The 14,309-nt window shown below is 66.1% G+C and carries 16 protein-coding genes; 10 read left to right on the forward strand and 6 right to left on the reverse strand.

What is annotated here, in order from left to right:
• Window positions 1-46: 46 nt before the first annotated feature.
• The 4 genes from pssA to AC3A6B_RS06325 form a co-directional block, all read right to left on the reverse strand.
• Window positions 47-871 (reverse strand): CDP-diacylglycerol--serine O-phosphatidyltransferase, encoded by an 825-nt coding sequence (pssA, locus tag AC3A6B_RS06310; protein ID WP_487835902.1) that lies wholly within the window; start codon window positions 869-871, stop codon window positions 47-49.
• A gap of 89 nt (window positions 872-960) precedes the next feature.
• On the reverse strand, window positions 961-1,977 hold the full coding sequence (gene ilvC, locus AC3A6B_RS06315) for a ketol-acid reductoisomerase (protein WP_487835903.1): 1,017 nt from the start codon (window positions 1,975-1,977) through the stop codon (window positions 961-963).
• Window positions 1,978-2,024: 47 nt separating this feature from the next.
• Window positions 2,025-2,516, reverse strand: coding sequence for an acetolactate synthase small subunit (gene ilvN, locus AC3A6B_RS06320; protein ID WP_093108829.1), 492 nt, complete (start codon window positions 2,514-2,516; stop codon window positions 2,025-2,027).
• A gap of 129 nt (window positions 2,517-2,645) precedes the next feature.
• Window positions 2,646-4,421, reverse strand: a complete 1,776-nt coding sequence (locus AC3A6B_RS06325; RefSeq protein ID WP_487835904.1) for an acetolactate synthase 3 catalytic subunit — start codon at window positions 4,419-4,421, stop codon at window positions 2,646-2,648.
• Window positions 4,422-4,707: 286 nt separating this feature from the next.
• On the opposite strand from AC3A6B_RS06325, the gene AC3A6B_RS06330 reads away from it, so the two are divergent.
• The 6 genes from AC3A6B_RS06330 to AC3A6B_RS06355 are packed head-to-tail and all read left to right on the forward strand — an operon-like array spanning window position 4,708 to window position 8,133.
• Window positions 4,708-5,274, forward strand: a complete 567-nt coding sequence (locus AC3A6B_RS06330) for an RNA polymerase sigma factor (protein WP_487835905.1) — start codon at window positions 4,708-4,710, stop codon at window positions 5,272-5,274.
• A complete protein-coding gene (locus AC3A6B_RS06335) occupies window positions 5,271-5,696 on the forward strand; it encodes a DUF3619 family protein (RefSeq protein WP_487835906.1) in 426 nt (141 codons plus the stop codon). The genes AC3A6B_RS06330 and AC3A6B_RS06335 overlap by 4 nt, the downstream gene beginning before the upstream one ends.
• 16 nt (window positions 5,697-5,712) lie before the next feature.
• Window positions 5,713-6,525 (forward strand): DUF3106 domain-containing protein, encoded by an 813-nt coding sequence (locus AC3A6B_RS06340; protein WP_487835907.1) that lies wholly within the window; start codon window positions 5,713-5,715, stop codon window positions 6,523-6,525.
• Window positions 6,526-6,537: 12 nt separating this feature from the next.
• Entirely contained in the window at window positions 6,538-7,107 is a 570-nt protein-coding gene (locus AC3A6B_RS06345; RefSeq protein WP_487835908.1) for an RDD family protein, read from the forward strand.
• Window positions 7,104-7,502 (forward strand): diacylglycerol kinase, encoded by a 399-nt coding sequence (locus AC3A6B_RS06350; RefSeq protein ID WP_487835909.1) that lies wholly within the window; start codon window positions 7,104-7,106, stop codon window positions 7,500-7,502. Before AC3A6B_RS06345 ends, AC3A6B_RS06350 begins: the two co-directional genes overlap by 4 nt.
• 40 nt (window positions 7,503-7,542) lie before the next feature.
• The gene (locus AC3A6B_RS06355; RefSeq protein WP_487835910.1) at window positions 7,543-8,133 is read left to right on the forward strand and encodes an LOG family protein; all 591 of its coding nucleotides are present in this window, start codon (window positions 7,543-7,545) and stop codon (window positions 8,131-8,133) included.
• 5 nt (window positions 8,134-8,138) lie between these two features.
• Here AC3A6B_RS06355 and AC3A6B_RS06360 read toward each other — a convergent pair whose 3' ends face one another.
• The gene (locus AC3A6B_RS06360) at window positions 8,139-8,477 is read right to left on the reverse strand and encodes a P-II family nitrogen regulator (protein ID WP_487835911.1); all 339 of its coding nucleotides are present in this window, start codon (window positions 8,475-8,477) and stop codon (window positions 8,139-8,141) included.
• A gap of 250 nt (window positions 8,478-8,727) precedes the next feature.
• On the opposite strand from AC3A6B_RS06360, the gene AC3A6B_RS06365 reads away from it, so the two are divergent.
• Window positions 8,728-9,663 (forward strand): DMT family transporter, encoded by a 936-nt coding sequence (locus tag AC3A6B_RS06365; protein WP_487835912.1) that lies wholly within the window; start codon window positions 8,728-8,730, stop codon window positions 9,661-9,663.
• A 10-nt stretch (window positions 9,664-9,673) separates the two neighbouring features.
• Window positions 9,674-10,822: a GNAT family N-acetyltransferase gene (locus tag AC3A6B_RS06370; protein WP_487835913.1), complete on the forward strand. Its 1,149-nt coding sequence runs from the start codon at window positions 9,674-9,676 to the stop codon at window positions 10,820-10,822.
• Window positions 10,823-10,840: 18 nt separating this feature from the next.
• On the opposite strand, the gene AC3A6B_RS06375 is transcribed toward AC3A6B_RS06370, so the two are convergent.
• Complete coding sequence (locus tag AC3A6B_RS06375; protein ID WP_487835914.1) at window positions 10,841-11,782, reverse strand: LysR family transcriptional regulator; 942 nt, start codon at window positions 11,780-11,782, stop codon at window positions 10,841-10,843.
• Between the two features lie 113 nt (window positions 11,783-11,895).
• On the opposite strand from AC3A6B_RS06375, the gene AC3A6B_RS06380 reads away from it, so the two are divergent.
• Complete coding sequence (locus tag AC3A6B_RS06380; RefSeq protein WP_487835915.1) at window positions 11,896-13,329, forward strand: M20 family metallopeptidase; 1,434 nt, start codon at window positions 11,896-11,898, stop codon at window positions 13,327-13,329.
• Complete coding sequence (locus AC3A6B_RS06385) at window positions 13,326-14,297, forward strand: tripartite tricarboxylate transporter substrate binding protein (protein WP_487835916.1); 972 nt, start codon at window positions 13,326-13,328, stop codon at window positions 14,295-14,297. Before AC3A6B_RS06380 ends, AC3A6B_RS06385 begins: the two co-directional genes overlap by 4 nt.
• Window positions 14,298-14,309: the final 12 nt, after the last annotated feature.

Consider the following 14,309-nt stretch of genomic DNA (forward strand, 5'->3'; position numbering starts at 1 on the left):
CAGCGAAATCTTGTTCATGGGAGCGGGGAATGTAGCACAGCCCGAATCACTTGTGCAGGCCGCGCTCGTCGGGCTCGTCGGTCGAGGTGCTGATCACGCTCACATGCTGGCCCTTGGCCTTGCGCCAGCCGTAGACCGCGTAGCCGCTCAGGCCATAGGCCACGAAGATGCCGAACAGCACCGTCGGCGGATGGATGTTGACGACTGCGATGGCGAGCGCGATCAGCACGATCACGGCAAAGGGCACGCTCTTCTTCACCTGGATGTCCTTGAAACTGTAGAACGGCGCATTGGTCACCATCGACAGGCCGGCGTAGAGCGTGAAGCCGAAGGTGATCCAGGTGATCTGCTGCCAGGACAGATACAGCACCTCGCCGCCGCGCTTGCCCCATTCGGTCATGAGCCAGATGAAGCCGGCCACCAGCGCCGCCGCCGCTGGCGAGGGCAAGCCCTGGAACCAGCGCTTGTCGACCACCCCCGTGTTGACGTTGAAGCGCGCCAGGCGCAAGGCCGCGCATGCGCAATAGACGAATGCGGCGATCCAACCCCAGCGGCCGAGGCCCTTGAGCGACCATTCGTAGGCGATCAATGCCGGCGCGGCGCCGAAGGACACCATGTCGGACAGCGAATCCATCTGCTCGCCGAACGCGCTTTGCGTGTTGGTCATGCGCGCGACGCGGCCATCCAGGCTGTCGAGGATCATGGCGGCGAACACGCCGAGCGCCGCGAGGTCGAAGCGCGCATTCATGGCCATCACGACCGAGTAGAAGCCGCCGAAAAGCGCCGCCAGCGTGAAGAGGTTCGGCAGGATGTAGATGCCCTTGCGGCGCTTGCGCGGCGCAACTTCGTCGGGGAGCGTGTCGTCATGCATGGATCGGTGGCAGTGTAGTTCAGCCGCTCACGCGGCATCCAAGAAAAAGGGCCACCGCGCGGGTGGCCCTTGTCGAGGCGAAAGCCGGATCAGTTGCGGGTCTGGTCGACCAGCTTGTTCTTCTTGATCCAGGGCATCATCGCGCGCAGCTTCTCGCCGACCACTTCGATCTGGTGTTCGGAATTCAGGCGACGGCGGCTGATCAGCGTGGGTGCACCGCCCGCGTTCTCCAGCACGAAGCTCTTGGCGTATTCGCCGGTCTGGATGTCCTTCAAGACCTGCTTCATGACCTTCTTGGTTTCGTCGGTCACGATGCGCGGACCCGTCACGTACTCGCCGTACTCGGCGTTGTTCGAGATCGAGTAGTTCATGTTGGCGATGCCGCCTTCGTAGATCAGGTCGACGATCAGCTTCAGCTCGTGCAGGCACTCGAAGTAGGCCATCTCGGGCGCGTAGCCGGCTTCCACCAGCGTCTCGAAGCCGGCCTTGATGAGTTCGACGGTACCGCCGCACAGCACGGCCTGTTCGCCGAACAGATCGGTCTCGGTCTCTTCGCGAAAGTTGGTCTCGATGATGCCGGCCTTGCCGCCGCCGTTGGCGGTGGCGTAGGACAGGGCCAGATCGCGCGCCTTGCCGGTCTTGTCGGCGTGCACCGCGATCAGGTGCGGCACGCCGCCCCCCTGGGTGTAGGTGCTGCGCACGGTGTGGCCGGGGGCCTTCGGCGCCACCATCCAGACGTCGAGGTCGGCGCGCGGCTGCACGAAGCCGTAGTGCACGTTGAAGCCGTGCGCGAACACGAGAGACGCGCCTTCCTTGATGTTCGGCGCGACGTCGTTTTTGTAGACGTTGGCGATCTGCTCGTCGGGCAAGAGGATCATGACCACGTCGGCCGACTTCACGGCGTCCGCGACTTCGGCGACCTTGAGGCCGGCCTTCTCGACCTTGGGCCAGGAGGCGCCGCCCTTGCGCAGGCCGACGACGACCTTCACGCCGCTGTCGTTGAGGTTCTGCGCGTGCGCATGGCCTTGGCTGCCGTAGCCGATGATCGCGACCGTCTTGCCCTTGATGAGGCTCAGATCGGCGTCCTTGTCGTAATAGACCTTCATGATGGTTGCTCCTTCGTAGATTCGGTGGATGTGAAACGGGCTGTGTGTCAGACGCGCAGGACGCGTTCGCCGCGGCCGATGCCGCTGGCGCCGGTGCGGACGGTTTCGAGAATGGCGCCACGGTCGATGGCCTCGAGAAAGGCGTCGTTCTTGCCGTGGTCGCCGGTGAGCTCGATGGTGTAGCTCTTGTCGGTCACGTCGATGATGCGGCCGCGGAAGATCTCCGCCATCCGCATCATCTCTTCGCGCTCCTTGCCGACCGCGCGCACCTTCACCATCATGAGCTCGCGCTCGGTGTAGGCGCCTTCGGTCAGGTCGACAACCTTGACGACTTCGATCAGGCGGTTCAGGTGCTTGGTGATCTGCTCGATCACGTCGTCGGAACCGGCGGTGACGATGGTCATGCGCGACAGGCTCGCGTCCTCGGTGGGCGCAACGGTCAACGACTCGATGTTGTATCCGCGGGCCGAGAACAGGCCCACGACGCGGGAGAGTGCGCCGGGCTCGTTCTCGAGCAGCACGGCAATGATGTGTTTCATGTCAGCAGGACTCCTCTTTTCGCCGCCCTCCCCCGCGCACGGTAATGCGCGGGCTCGACAAGCAATAGATTCGTCGGGAAAAGGTTGAACAAGGAACCGGTCCGCGTCGCGGGCCGGCGTTTCGTCTGTTTAAAGGTCCTCGGAGCCCAGCAGCATTTCAGTGATGCCCATGCCGGCCTTGACCATCGGGAACACGTTCTCGGTGGGGTCGGTGCGGAAGTCCATGAACACGGTGCGGTCCTTGAGCTTTCGCGCCTCGCGCAGCGCGGGTTCCACGTCCTGCGGGCGTTCGATCAGCATGCCGACGTGGCCATAGGCCTCGGCCAGCTTCACGAAGTTGGGCAGCGCGTCCATGTAGCTGTGGCTGTAGCGGCCCGAATACTCGATCTCCTGCCACTGCCGCACCATGCCGAGATAGCGGTTGTTGAGCGAACAGATCTTGATCGGCGTGTTGTACTGCAGGCACGTCGACAGCTCCTGGATGCACATCTGCACCGATCCTTCGCCCGTGATGCAGAACACTTCCGATTCGGGCTTGGCGAGCTTGATGCCCATCGCGTAGGGAATGCCCACGCCCATCGTGCCCAGGCCGCCGGAATTGATCCAGCGGCGCGGCTCGTCGAAGCGGTAGTACTGGGCGGCCCACATCTGGTGCTGGCCGACGTCCGATGTGATGTACGTATCGGCATCCTTGGTCATGTTCCAGAGGGTCTCGACCACGTACTGCGGCTTGATCACGTCCTTGTTGCCGCGGTCATATTTGAGACAGTCCTTGCTGCGCCAGCCCTCGATGGTCTCCCACCAGCCGGAGAGCGCCGCCGCGTCGGGCCGGGTGCTGCTCTCCTTGATCATCGAGATCAGCTCGGTCAGCACGTCCTTCACATCGCCGACGATCGGAATATCGACCCGGACGCGCTTCGAGATGCTCGACGGGTCGATGTCGATATGGATGATCTTGCGTTCGTTCTGCGCGAAGTGCTTGGGGTTGCCGATCACGCGGTCGTCGAACCGCGCACCGACGGCCAGCAGCACGTCGCAGCTCTGCATCGCGTTGTTGGCTTCGATGGTCCCGTGCATGCCCAGCATGCCGAGGAACTTGCGGTCGCTGGCCGGGTAGGCGCCCAAGCCCATCAGCGTATTGGTGACCGGGTAGCCGAGCATCTCGACCAGCGTGCGCAGCTCGTTCGTGGCGTTGCCGAGCAACACGCCGCCGCCGGTGTAGATGTAGGGACGCTTGGCGTTCAGCAGGAGCTGCAGCGCCTTGCGGATCTGGCCGCCGTGGCCCTTGCGCACCGGGTTGTAGGAGCGCATCTCGACCTTGTCGGGGTAGCCGTTGTAGCTGACCTTCTTGAAGGACACGTCCTTCGGCACATCCACCACCACAGGGCCGGGTCGGCCGCTGCGCGCGATGTGGAAGGCCTTTTTCATCGTCATGGCCAGATCCTTGGGATCCTTGACGAGGAAGTTGTGCTTGACGATCGGCCGCGTGATGCCGACGGTATCGCATTCCTGGAACGCGTCGAGCCCGATTGCCGCCGTCGGCACCTGGCCCGAGATGATCACCATCGGGATGCTGTCCATGTAAGCAGTCGCAATACCGGTGACCGCATTGGTCAAACCCGGCCCCGAAGTCACCAGCGCCACGCCGACGTCGCCGGTCGCGCGCGCGTAGCCGTCCGCGGCGTGCACCGCGGCCTGTTCGTGACGCACCAGCACGTGCTGGATGGTGTCCTGCTTGTAGAACGCGTCGTAAATGTAGAGAACCGCGCCGCCGGGATAGCCCCAGACGTACTTCACGCCTTCGGCCTGCAGTGCCTTGACCAGCACTTCGGCGCCCATGAGTTCTTGCGTTTGACTGCCGGTGACGGCTGCTGCGGAAGCGAGTTCCGCCTTTGAGATTTCCATGATGAACCTTTGCGTTTTTTCGGGAACGAAAAACCTTGGGTGCCCCTTCGCAAGCTCTTGTGAAGCCGCGTCGAAACTTGAGGCCAAAGCCATGGGCGGACTTGTCGTACCGCCGGACCGTGACCCGTTTGCCTTTTGACTTGCAGCGCGGATTATGACACTGGACCGGCGGTGCCCGCGCGACGCATGGCTGCCACAAGGGCGCAGGCATAATCCGCGGCGACAAAAAACCTCACGCGTCCCCGAGACGCGTCCCCACGCGGCGCCTTTCCTGCGCCGGACTCGCTTGGCCACTGAACAAGAACTCTCCGATTTCCTGAAGAGCGTCGAACGCCGCGCTTTCAAGCGCTCGGTCTACCACGTGCGGGATGAGGAAGCTGCGCTCGACATCGTGCAGGACAGCATGATGAAGCTGGCCGAGCACTACGGCGACAAACCGCCAAATGAATTGCCGCTCCTGTTCCAGCGCATCCTCTCGAACTGCACCCTGGACTGGTTCCGCCGCCAGAAAACCCGCCGGGCGCTGTTCTCCAACCTGAGCGATTTCGAGGCGGTGGACGACAACGGCGATTTCGACCTGCTCGAACACTTCGTGCTGCCGACGGACTCCCGGGAAAGCGAGAGCGCGGAAGACACCACCCGGCGGGCACAGATTTTTCATGCGATCGAGGAACAAATCGCCGCTTTGCCGGGTCGTCAACGCGAGGCCTTCCTGATGCGTTACTGGGAAGAAATGGACGTCGCCGAGACAGCCGCCGCCATGGGCTGTTCCGAAGGCAGCGTCAAGACCCACTGTTCGCGTGCTGTGCACGCCTTGAGCAAGGCGCTCAAGGCCAAGGGAATTTCGCTATGAGTACAACGTTTTCGCACACCCCTGGCGCGACCGAGGAGGAATTCGGTCGCCGGGTGGCCGCCCGGCTTTCGGCCGGCAATCTCGAACTGCCGCACGAAATCGGTGAACGCCTGCGCGCCGCCCGCATGCAGGCCGTGGGACGCCGCAAAGCGGTGCGGCAGCTCCGCACGGCATCGTCGGTCGTGGCTAAAGGCGGCACCGCGACGCTCGGGAGCGGCTGGTGGACGCGCATCGGCTCGGTTGTCCCCCTGATCGCACTCGTGGCAGGGCTCCTGGTCATCAGCGCGATGCAGGACGACAACCGCGCCAACGAGTTGGCAGAGCTCGATTCGGCCCTGCTGACCGATGATCTGCCACCCGCCGCTTACACGGACCCCGGGTTCGCCCAGTTCCTGAAGACCGAGGCCCCGTCCGAGCGCTGATCGATCGCCTGTCCCGATGCCGTATCGCACCCTCTCCTGCGCGAAAGCGTCCCCACTGCTGCGCCCGATCCCGTCGGGCGCGGGCACTTGGGTGGGTGCCGCCTTGATGCTCGCGGCCTCGAGCTTCGTTGCGCTCCCGGCTGAGGCGCAGGTCAAGGAAGCACCGCCAGCGGCCTCGGCGCCAGCCACGAAACATGTCGTTTCCAAGCCGTTGTGGCGCGAACTCACCGCCCGCCAGCAGCGCGCCCTGGAGCCGCTCGCTCCACACTGGGACAGCCTGACCGAGCCCCACAAGCGCAAATGGCTGGCCTTGTCGCGCAACTACGCCACGCTGCCGCCCGCCGACCAGGAAACTCTGCACAGTCGCATGATCGAATGGGCTGCGCTGAGCAATCAGCAGCGAACGCAGGCCAGGTTCAATTTCGCCGAGGTCAAGCAGGTTCCGCTCGACGAGCGAAAGGCGAAGTGGGAGGCCTATCAGGCTCTGAGCGAGGAAGAAAAACGCAAGCTGGCCGAGCGCGCGAAGCCTCGGCCGGGCGCTGCCGCGACAATCCGGCCGGTGCCGCCCCAGAAGCTCGCGCCGCTTCCCGCCGTCGCGCCCGATGGCCAGCACACTCCGCGAATCCAGCTGGCGCCGCCTGCGCCGTTGCCCGTGCGCCCACAACTCGTGGCTCCGGCGCCGCGTCCTGCTCCGGCAGCGGATCCTGCCTTTCCGCCCGTTTCGGCCGAAGCCCAGATACCACCCCCGTCTTCGACACCTCCGGTCGAAGCGTCCGCCGCTGCCGCGCCGCCGGTGCGCGTCAGCGAGCAACCCTCTTCCGCGCCCTGATTCAAGGTGTCGATGGCTTCCAGTTCTCCCGGTGGGCCCGATCCCGGCCGACCGCTTCTCGCCGAAACACCCGCACCGGCCGCACCCACCGCCCTGATCGCGCCCAGCCTGTGGCGCCGCATGGCCTGCTGGCTCTACGAAGGCATGCTGCTCTTCGCCGTCGTGTTCGTCGCCGGTTGGCTGTTCAGCACTCTCGGCCAGATGCGCGATGCGATGGACTCGCGCCGGCACCTGCTGCAGGCCTTCCTGTTCGTCGTGTTCGGCGTCTATTTCGTGTGGTTCTGGTCCAAAGGCCAGACACTGGCGATGAAGACCTGGGGCATCCGCGTGGTGGATCGGTTCGGCCGCCCGCTCACGCAGGGCCGCGCACTGCTGCGCTACCTCTTGAGCTGGGTCTGGTTACTGCCGCCGCTCGCCGCCATTGCGCCCTTCAACCTCGGTGGGGGCGAATCTTCCGTACTGATCTTCGGCTGGGTTATCGTCTGGGCCTTGCTCGCGCGCTTCCACCCCGAGCGCCAGTTCTGGCACGATGCCTGGGCCGGTACCCGCCTGATTCCTTCCAAGCCTCTCAGCCGCAGATGAGCGCCAACATCAACGACCCCGTCAATCCGCAGAAGTCGCGACGCGGTCTGGACCGCATCTGGCATGCCACGCTGATCTCGCTCGACGGCTTCCGCGCTGGCTGGGGCGAAACCGCGTTCCGCCAGGAAGTCCTGTGCGCCATCGTCATGCTGCCGGCCGCGTTCTGGCTGGGCCGCGGCTGGGTCGAGGTATCGCTTCTTGCCGCGACCGTGATGCTGGTGCTGATCGTCGAGCTGCTCAACACCGGCATCGAAGCCGCCATCAACCGCGTAGGCCCGGAATGGCACTCCTTTTCCAAGAACGCCAAGGACCTGGGCAGCGCCGCGGTGCTGCTGTCGATCGTCCTGTGCTGCGGCGTCTGGGCGGCTGCGTTGTGGCAACGTTTCGCGACCTGACTGCAAGCTGAGCGTCATCCGATCGCGGCATGATCGGGGGATGACTCCTCGTTTCTCGATTTGTGTTTATTGCGGCTCGCGCCCCGGCGAGCGGACCGAATTCGCGGCCGTGGCCCAGGCGGTCGGCCGCTGGATCGGCGAACGCGGCGGCCAGCTGGTCTACGGCGGCGGCCGCACCGGCCTGATGGGCACGGTGGCGGAAGCCACGCGCACGGCGGGCGGCCGGGTGGTCGGCATCATTCCGAAGGCCCTGGTCGACAAGGAGCTCGCCAATCCTCTGTGCGACGAACTGCACGTCGTCGACACCATGCACGAGCGCAAGGCCATGATGGGCGAACGCGCAGACGCCTTCATCGCCCTGCCGGGCGGCATCGGCACTTTCGAGGAACTGTTCGAGATCTGGACTTGGCGCCAGCTCGGCTACCACGACAAGCCGGTCGGCATCCTGAACGTCGCGGGCTATTACGCCGGCCTGCTCGAATTTCTTGCCCACAGCGTGCGCGAGGGCTTCATGGGCGAATGGCAGATGGGGTTGATACGAGCGGGTGGCGAAGCCCCGGCCCTGCTCGAAGCCTTGGTCGAGGAAGCGGGCCGCCATCCGCGCGGCGACAAGCTCGCCGAGGTGCTCTGAGCGCGCTAGACGGCGGCTTCGTCCTCTTCGCCGGTGCGGATGCGTACCACGCGCTCCACATTGGTCACGAAGATCTTGCCGTCGCCGATCTTGCCCGTGCGGGCGGCGTTCACGATCGCGTCGACACAACGTTCGACATCGGCCTCGTTGACCACCACTTCGACCTTCATTTTCGGCAGGAAGTCGACCACGTACTCCGCACCCCGATAGAGCTCGGTGTGCCCCTTCTGTCGGCCGAAGCCCTTGACCTCGGTCACGGTGAGCCCGGTGACGCCAACCTCGGCCAGGGCCTCGCGCACGTCGTCGAGCTTGAACGGTTTGACGATGGCGGTGATTTGCTTCATACGGTCTCTCTTCCGGCGGTTTCGTTGAACTTGCTGGTGATAGGGTAGCGCCAATCCGTAACCCGCAGCGATGATCTTTCGATGCTCACAGCATCCTGCATGTAGCGTGCCAGGATGCCGTCGCATCGGCCGTCTTCGCGAGTTGCCGGCGAGGCCACCCGCTCGGAAATTATGTCATTCGCCTTCGGAAGCCATGGCTTGTCGAACGCATTCCACGCCCGGCGACCGGGACTGATACGCTCGGCGCTCGATGCGTTCAGGTCCTTCCGCCGGCTTTTTCGGCTCCTTCCTTCCCTGGCTCCAGGGCCAAGCCTACCCGCTGCTGGTATTCACCACGCTGATCTGGGGCGCCAACGCGGTGGCGGCCCGGCTCGCAGTGGGCGAGGTGTCGCCCATGATGCTGACCTTTTCGCGCTGGATCGTCTGCTGCATTGCGCTCGGCCTCAGCTCGCGTCGCCAGATCGCAGCGCATTGGCGCAGCCTGCTGCCTTCGTGGCGCTTCATCACTCTGATGGGCACGCTGGGCTTCACCGGGTTCAATGCTCTCTTCTACGCCGCGGCGCATCACACGACGGCAATCAACATCGCGATCATCCAGGGCACCATCCCGGTGCTCATGCTGGTGGGCAGCCTGTTCTTCTTTCGCATCCGAATCACCTGGCTGCAGTTCGTGGGCGTGGTGCTCACCATCGCGGGCATCGCAGTGGTGGCCTCGGGTGGACAGCTCGCCTTGCTCGCGGACCTGGCCTTCAACATCGGCGACGTCTGGATGATCGTCGCCAGCCTGCTCTATGCCGGCTATGCGCTTGGGCTGCGTCGCCGGCCCCAGGTGCCGGCCATCGTGTTCTTCGCCGCCACGGCGGCGGTGGCCTGCCTCGTTTCGGTGCCGCTGGTCGTGGCGGAGATCGCAATGGGCGACTTCTTCATGCCGACGCCGAAGGGCGTGGCGCTGATCCTCTTCATTGGACTCCTGCCCTCCTTCATTTCGCAGGTCAGCTTCATCCACGCGGTCGGCCTGATCGGTCCCGCACGGGCCGGCGTCTTCCTCAACCTGGTGCCGATCTTCGGACCGCTGCTGGCGGTCCTCGTGCTGGGCGAGCCCCTGTCGGCCTATCACGCGGTGGCGCTGGTCCTGGTGCTCGGCGGCATCTACATTGCCGAAAACCTTGGTACAAGCAAGCGTTGACGAGACTCCTTTGACCGCCCCTGTCATCCGCATCCACGGCGCCGCGTCCGAAATCGAAGCCGCCGCCTGGGACGGCCTGCTGGCCGCGCAGGCCGCACCCTCCCCCTTCATGCGCCACGCCTACCTGGACGCATTGGACCAGAGCGGCAGTGCCTCGCCCCGAAGCGGCTGGACGCCCCGCTTCGTCACGCTGTGGCGCGGCCGGCAGCTGGCGGCCGCCTGCCCGCTCTACGTCAAGGCCCATTCCTACGGCGAGTACGTGTTCGACTGGGCCTGGGCCAATGCCTACGAGCAGCACGGGCTCGCGTACTACCCGAAGGCGGTCGTTGCCGTGCCCTTCACGCCGGTGCCGGGCACGCGCCTGCTCGCGCGCGACGCCGACAGCCGCGCCCTGCTGGTGCATGGGCTGGTCGCATGGTGCAAGGAAGAGGAGCTCTCGTCGCTGCACCTGCTGTTCGCAGCCGACGAGGACATCGCAGCCTGCGCAGAAGCCGGCCTGATGCTCAGGCACACCGTCCAGTTCCATTGGAAAAACAGCCAATGGAAGAATTTCGATGCCTTCCTCGCCAGCCTCTCGCACGACAAGCGCAAGAAGGTCCGGCAGGAACGCCGCAAGGTGAACGATGCCGGCGTGAGCTTCCGCTGGTCGCGCGGCGCCGACATCGGCGACGCCGACTGGGACTTCTTCTACCGCTGCTATGCCCGCACCTACCGCGAGCACGGCAACCCGCCCTACCTGAGCCGCGACTTCTTCCATCGCATGGCGGCGAAGCTGCCCGAAGCCTGGCTGCTCTTTGTCGCCGAGCGCAAGGGCCAGCCGATCGCCAGCAGCCTGATCGCGCTGTCGGACGATGCCTCGGTGGCCTACGGCCGCTACTGGGGTGCACTCGAGCGCGTGGATTGCCTGCACTTCGAGGCCTGCTACTACCAGCCGCTCGCCTGGTGCATCGAGCACGGCGTGCAGCGCTTCGAAGGCGGCGCCCAGGGCGAGCACAAGATGGCGCGCGCGCTGATGCCCGTAAAGACCACCAGCGCGCACTGGCTCGCTCATCCCGCATTCGCCGACGCCGTCGAGCGTTTTCTCGAGCGCGAGGGCGAAGGCATCGAGAACTACATCGATCATCTCGGCGATCGCAGCCCGTTTCGCCACGCCGAATAAAGGCCCGCCGCTGACCGCCTACGAAGGCACCTTGCGCGCCCGGCCCAGCCTGCGCCGGCCGCCGCTGGCGATAGCCGCGACCAGCTGCACCACGAGCGCCCGCGCCAGCGGCGACAACGTGCGGCCGTCGAGCGACAGCACCTGCAGGCGGCGCTGGTGCATCTGCGGCTCCACGAAGGGCCGCGCGACCAGCGTGCCGTTCTCGATCAGGTGAACGGCCGTGAGATGACCGGAAAGGACGATGTCGGGCGTGCGCACCAGCGGCAGCAGGACCGATGAGAAATTGCTGACGAACGCGGGTTCGTAGCTCAACCCCTGCACGCTGCAACTCAGGTCGAACAACTGCCGCGCGGTGACGCCCTTGCTGCCCACGGCCAGCGGATGGCGCACCACCTCGGCCACGCTGACGGCGCGGTGGCGCGCCAGCGGATGATCCGGAGACATCAGCGCATACACCGGCGCGGGCGCCGAGTGTTCGATGCGGAATCCTCTTTCCGGCGCGACCGCGTACTTGAGCGCGATGTCGGCTTCTCCGCGGCCCAGCAACGCGCTGACTTCGTCGGGCGCACCCACGTGGAGTTGCAACTGGCTTTGCGCATGCGCCGCACGAAAGCAGCGCATCACCTCGGGCATGAAGCCCACCGCGAATCCCTCGGTACATGCCACACGGACACGGCCTGCCTCACGGCCGCCGATGCCGCGCACCTGCTCGACCACCTGCTCGGTGTCCGCCAACGTCGTTCGCAGATGGGCGGCCAGGCGCTCGCCGGCCTGGGTGAGCGCCATGCCGCGCGCCTTGCGTTCGAACAGCACGGTCCCCAGCGAATCCTCGAGCTTCGCGATCTGCCGGCTCACGGCGGAAGAAGCGACATAGAGCCGGCCCGCCGCCTGGCTGACCGACCCGTGCAGCGCCACTTCCATGAAGTAGCGCATCGGGATGCTGAGGACCGAAGGTGTCATGGAATGCTCACAGCGTTGCCTTGAAGGCAATGGTAGCTTGCCAATTCGGTGGTTCCCGCAATGTCGGCCAGGCCTTTTACTTGCATCCATCGCCATCACACGCACCCACGACCATGCAACGCACCGATTGCCTCTCCGCTGCCGCCGCCTACTTCGACGACGGCCGCTTCCTTGCCGACCTGCGGCGGCGCATCGCCTTTCGGACCGAGAGCGACACCGGCGCCGCGACGCCCTCGCTCGGCGCCTACCTGCGCGAGGAGATGAGCGCGCCATTGGAGCGGCTCGGCTTCGCCTGCGAGCTGATAGACAACCCGGTGCAAGGCGGCGGCCCCTTCCTGATCGCGCGCCGTATCGAGGGTGCCGAGCTTCCCACCGTGCTGACCTATGGCCACGGCGATGTCGTCAGCGGCCAGGACGCCCAGTGGCGCGACGGCCTCGCGCCGTGGACGCTGACGATCGAGGGCGAACGCTGGTACGGCCGCGGCACCGCCGACAACAAGGGGCAGCACACCATCAACCTCGGCGCGCTCGCACAGGTGCTGCAGGCACGCAACGGCCGGCTCGGCTACAACGTGACGCTGCTGCTCGAGATGGGCGAGGAAGCCGCGTCGCCCGGCCTGCATGAAGTCTGCAGGCAACAGGCCGACAAGCTGCGCGCCGATCTCCTGATCGCCTGCGACGGCCCGCGCGTGAGTGCCGGGCGGCCGACGCTGTTCCTCGGTTCGCGCGGTGCAGTCAATTTCAGCCTGCGGCTGCGCGCGCGGGCGCGCGGCTACCACTCGGGCAACTGGGGCGGCGTGCTCGCGAACCCGGCAACAGTGTTGAGCCATGCCGTGGCGACGCTGGTGGACGCGAAGGGCCGCATCCTGGTCGAAGCGCTTCGGCCGCGAGACATTCCCGCTTCGGTGCACGAAGCGCTGGCCGCCATCGAGATCGGCGGTGGCGCGGACGATCCGGCGCTGGACGCCGGCTGGGGCGAGCCCGGCCTGAGCCCGGCCGAACGCCTGATGGCCTGGAACACCATCGAGGTGCTCGCGCTCGGCGCGGGTTCGCCGCAGCGGCCGGTCAATGCGATCCCCGGCGAAGCGGTGGCGCATTGCCAGTTGCGCTTCGTGGTCGGAACGCCCTGGCGGGAGCTTGCTTCGATCGTGCGCGCTCATCTCGACGCACATGGATTCGAACAGGTCGAAGTGCAAGTCACGCTCGAAGGCGCCGCGACCCGTCTGGACCTCGACAACCCGTGGGTGAGTTGGGCGGAACGCTCCATCGACGCGAGCACGGGCCAACGCCCCGACGTGCTGCCGAACCTCGCCGGCTCCCTGCCCAACGACGTCTTCGCCGACCTGCTGGGCCTGCCCACCTTGTGGGTCCCGCACTCCTACCCCGCTTGCGCACAGCACGCGCCCAACGAACACCTGCTGGCGCCGCTGGCCAGGGAGGGCCTGCAGATCATGGCCGGCCTCTACTGGGACCTCGGCGATGCCGCTGCGAATGCGCCATGGCAGGCCGGATCGATCGCTACAACTCCCCACCGGAAAGCCGCATGAAGCAACTTGCCCACCTCTTCGCCGCCCTCGCCTTCAGCGCCGCTGCCGGCCTGGCGCAGGCCGCCGATGCCTGGCCCGCCAGGGCCGTCAGGCTGGTCGTGCCCTTTCCGCCCGGCGGCGGCACCGACATCGTGGCGCGCGCCCTGGGCCAGAAGCTGGCCGAGCGGCTCGGCCAGCCGGTCGTCGTCGACAACAAGCCCGGCGCGGCGACCATCATCGGCGCCGATACGGTCGCCAAGGCGCAGCCCGATGGCTACACGCTGCTGGTCTCGGGCTCTTCCACCTACAGCGTGAATGCAGCGCTGCGCGCCCGGCTGCCCTACGACCCGCTGAAGGACCTGGCACCGGTGGCGATCATCGCGAAGGCACCTCTGGCGCTGGTCGTCAACGCGGGCTCGCCCTGGCACAGCGTGGCGGCACTCGCCGCTGCAGCCAGGGCCAAACCGCGGGACATCCGCTACGCCACCTTCGGCAGCGGCTCCGGCCCGCATCTGGCCGGCGAGTTGTTCGCGATGGCGGCGGGTGTGAAACTACAGGACGTGCCCTACAAGGGCAGCAGCCAGAGCGCGATCGCATTGATCGGCGGCGAGATCGAAATGGGCATCGACACCGTGGCCGCGGTCGCGCCGCATGTGCGTTCGGGCAAGCTGCGCGCGCTGGCCATCGCGGGCACGACACGTTCCAGCATGCTGCCGGACGTGCCCACCATGGCCGAACTCAAGATGCCCGACGCCACCTTCGACGCCTGGTACGGATTGGCCGCGCCGGCCGGCACGCCGGCACCGGTGATCCAGAGACTGGCGGCCGAGGTGAGCGCCGTGATGGCGGACAAGACGATCCAGGACCAGCTGCGCGCACAGGGCATGGAGCCCGTGATGATCGGCGCCGCCCCTTTCCGAAGCCTGATGGAATCGGAGATCTCGCGCTATCGCGCGCTGGCCCATCGGGCAGGGATCGCCGCCGAATGAGCGGTGGTCCTG

The organism is Variovorax sp. Soil_C_33 (assembly GCF_057656935.1).

Bases quoted from the DNA above. Each gene is read 5' to 3' on its own strand.
- pssA (WP_487835902.1), bottom strand. From the start codon at position 871: ATGCATGACGACACGCTCCCCGACGAAGTTGCGCCGCGCAAGCGCCGC.
- ilvC (WP_487835903.1), bottom strand. From the start codon at position 1,977: ATGAAGGTCTATTACGACAAGGACGCCGATCTGAGCCTCATCAAGGGC.
- ilvN (WP_093108829.1), bottom strand. From the start codon at position 2,516: ATGAAACACATCATTGCCGTGCTGCTCGAGAACGAGCCCGGCGCACTC.
- AC3A6B_RS06325 (WP_487835904.1), bottom strand. From the start codon at position 4,421: ATGGAAATCTCAAAGGCGGAACTCGCTTCCGCAGCAGCCGTCACCGGC.
- AC3A6B_RS06335 (WP_487835906.1), top strand. From the start codon at position 5,271: ATGAGTACAACGTTTTCGCACACCCCTGGCGCGACCGAGGAGGAATTC.
- AC3A6B_RS06340 (WP_487835907.1), top strand. From the start codon at position 5,713: ATGCCGTATCGCACCCTCTCCTGCGCGAAAGCGTCCCCACTGCTGCGC.
- AC3A6B_RS06345 (WP_487835908.1), top strand. From the start codon at position 6,538: ATGGCTTCCAGTTCTCCCGGTGGGCCCGATCCCGGCCGACCGCTTCTC.
- AC3A6B_RS06350 (WP_487835909.1), top strand. From the start codon at position 7,104: ATGAGCGCCAACATCAACGACCCCGTCAATCCGCAGAAGTCGCGACGC.
- AC3A6B_RS06355 (WP_487835910.1), top strand. From the start codon at position 7,543: ATGACTCCTCGTTTCTCGATTTGTGTTTATTGCGGCTCGCGCCCCGGC.
- AC3A6B_RS06360 (WP_487835911.1), bottom strand. From the start codon at position 8,477: ATGAAGCAAATCACCGCCATCGTCAAACCGTTCAAGCTCGACGACGTG.
- AC3A6B_RS06365 (WP_487835912.1), top strand. From the start codon at position 8,728: ATGCGTTCAGGTCCTTCCGCCGGCTTTTTCGGCTCCTTCCTTCCCTGG.
- AC3A6B_RS06375 (WP_487835914.1), bottom strand. From the start codon at position 11,782: ATGACACCTTCGGTCCTCAGCATCCCGATGCGCTACTTCATGGAAGTG.
- AC3A6B_RS06380 (WP_487835915.1), top strand. From the start codon at position 11,896: ATGCAACGCACCGATTGCCTCTCCGCTGCCGCCGCCTACTTCGACGAC.
- AC3A6B_RS06385 (WP_487835916.1), top strand. From the start codon at position 13,326: ATGAAGCAACTTGCCCACCTCTTCGCCGCCCTCGCCTTCAGCGCCGCT.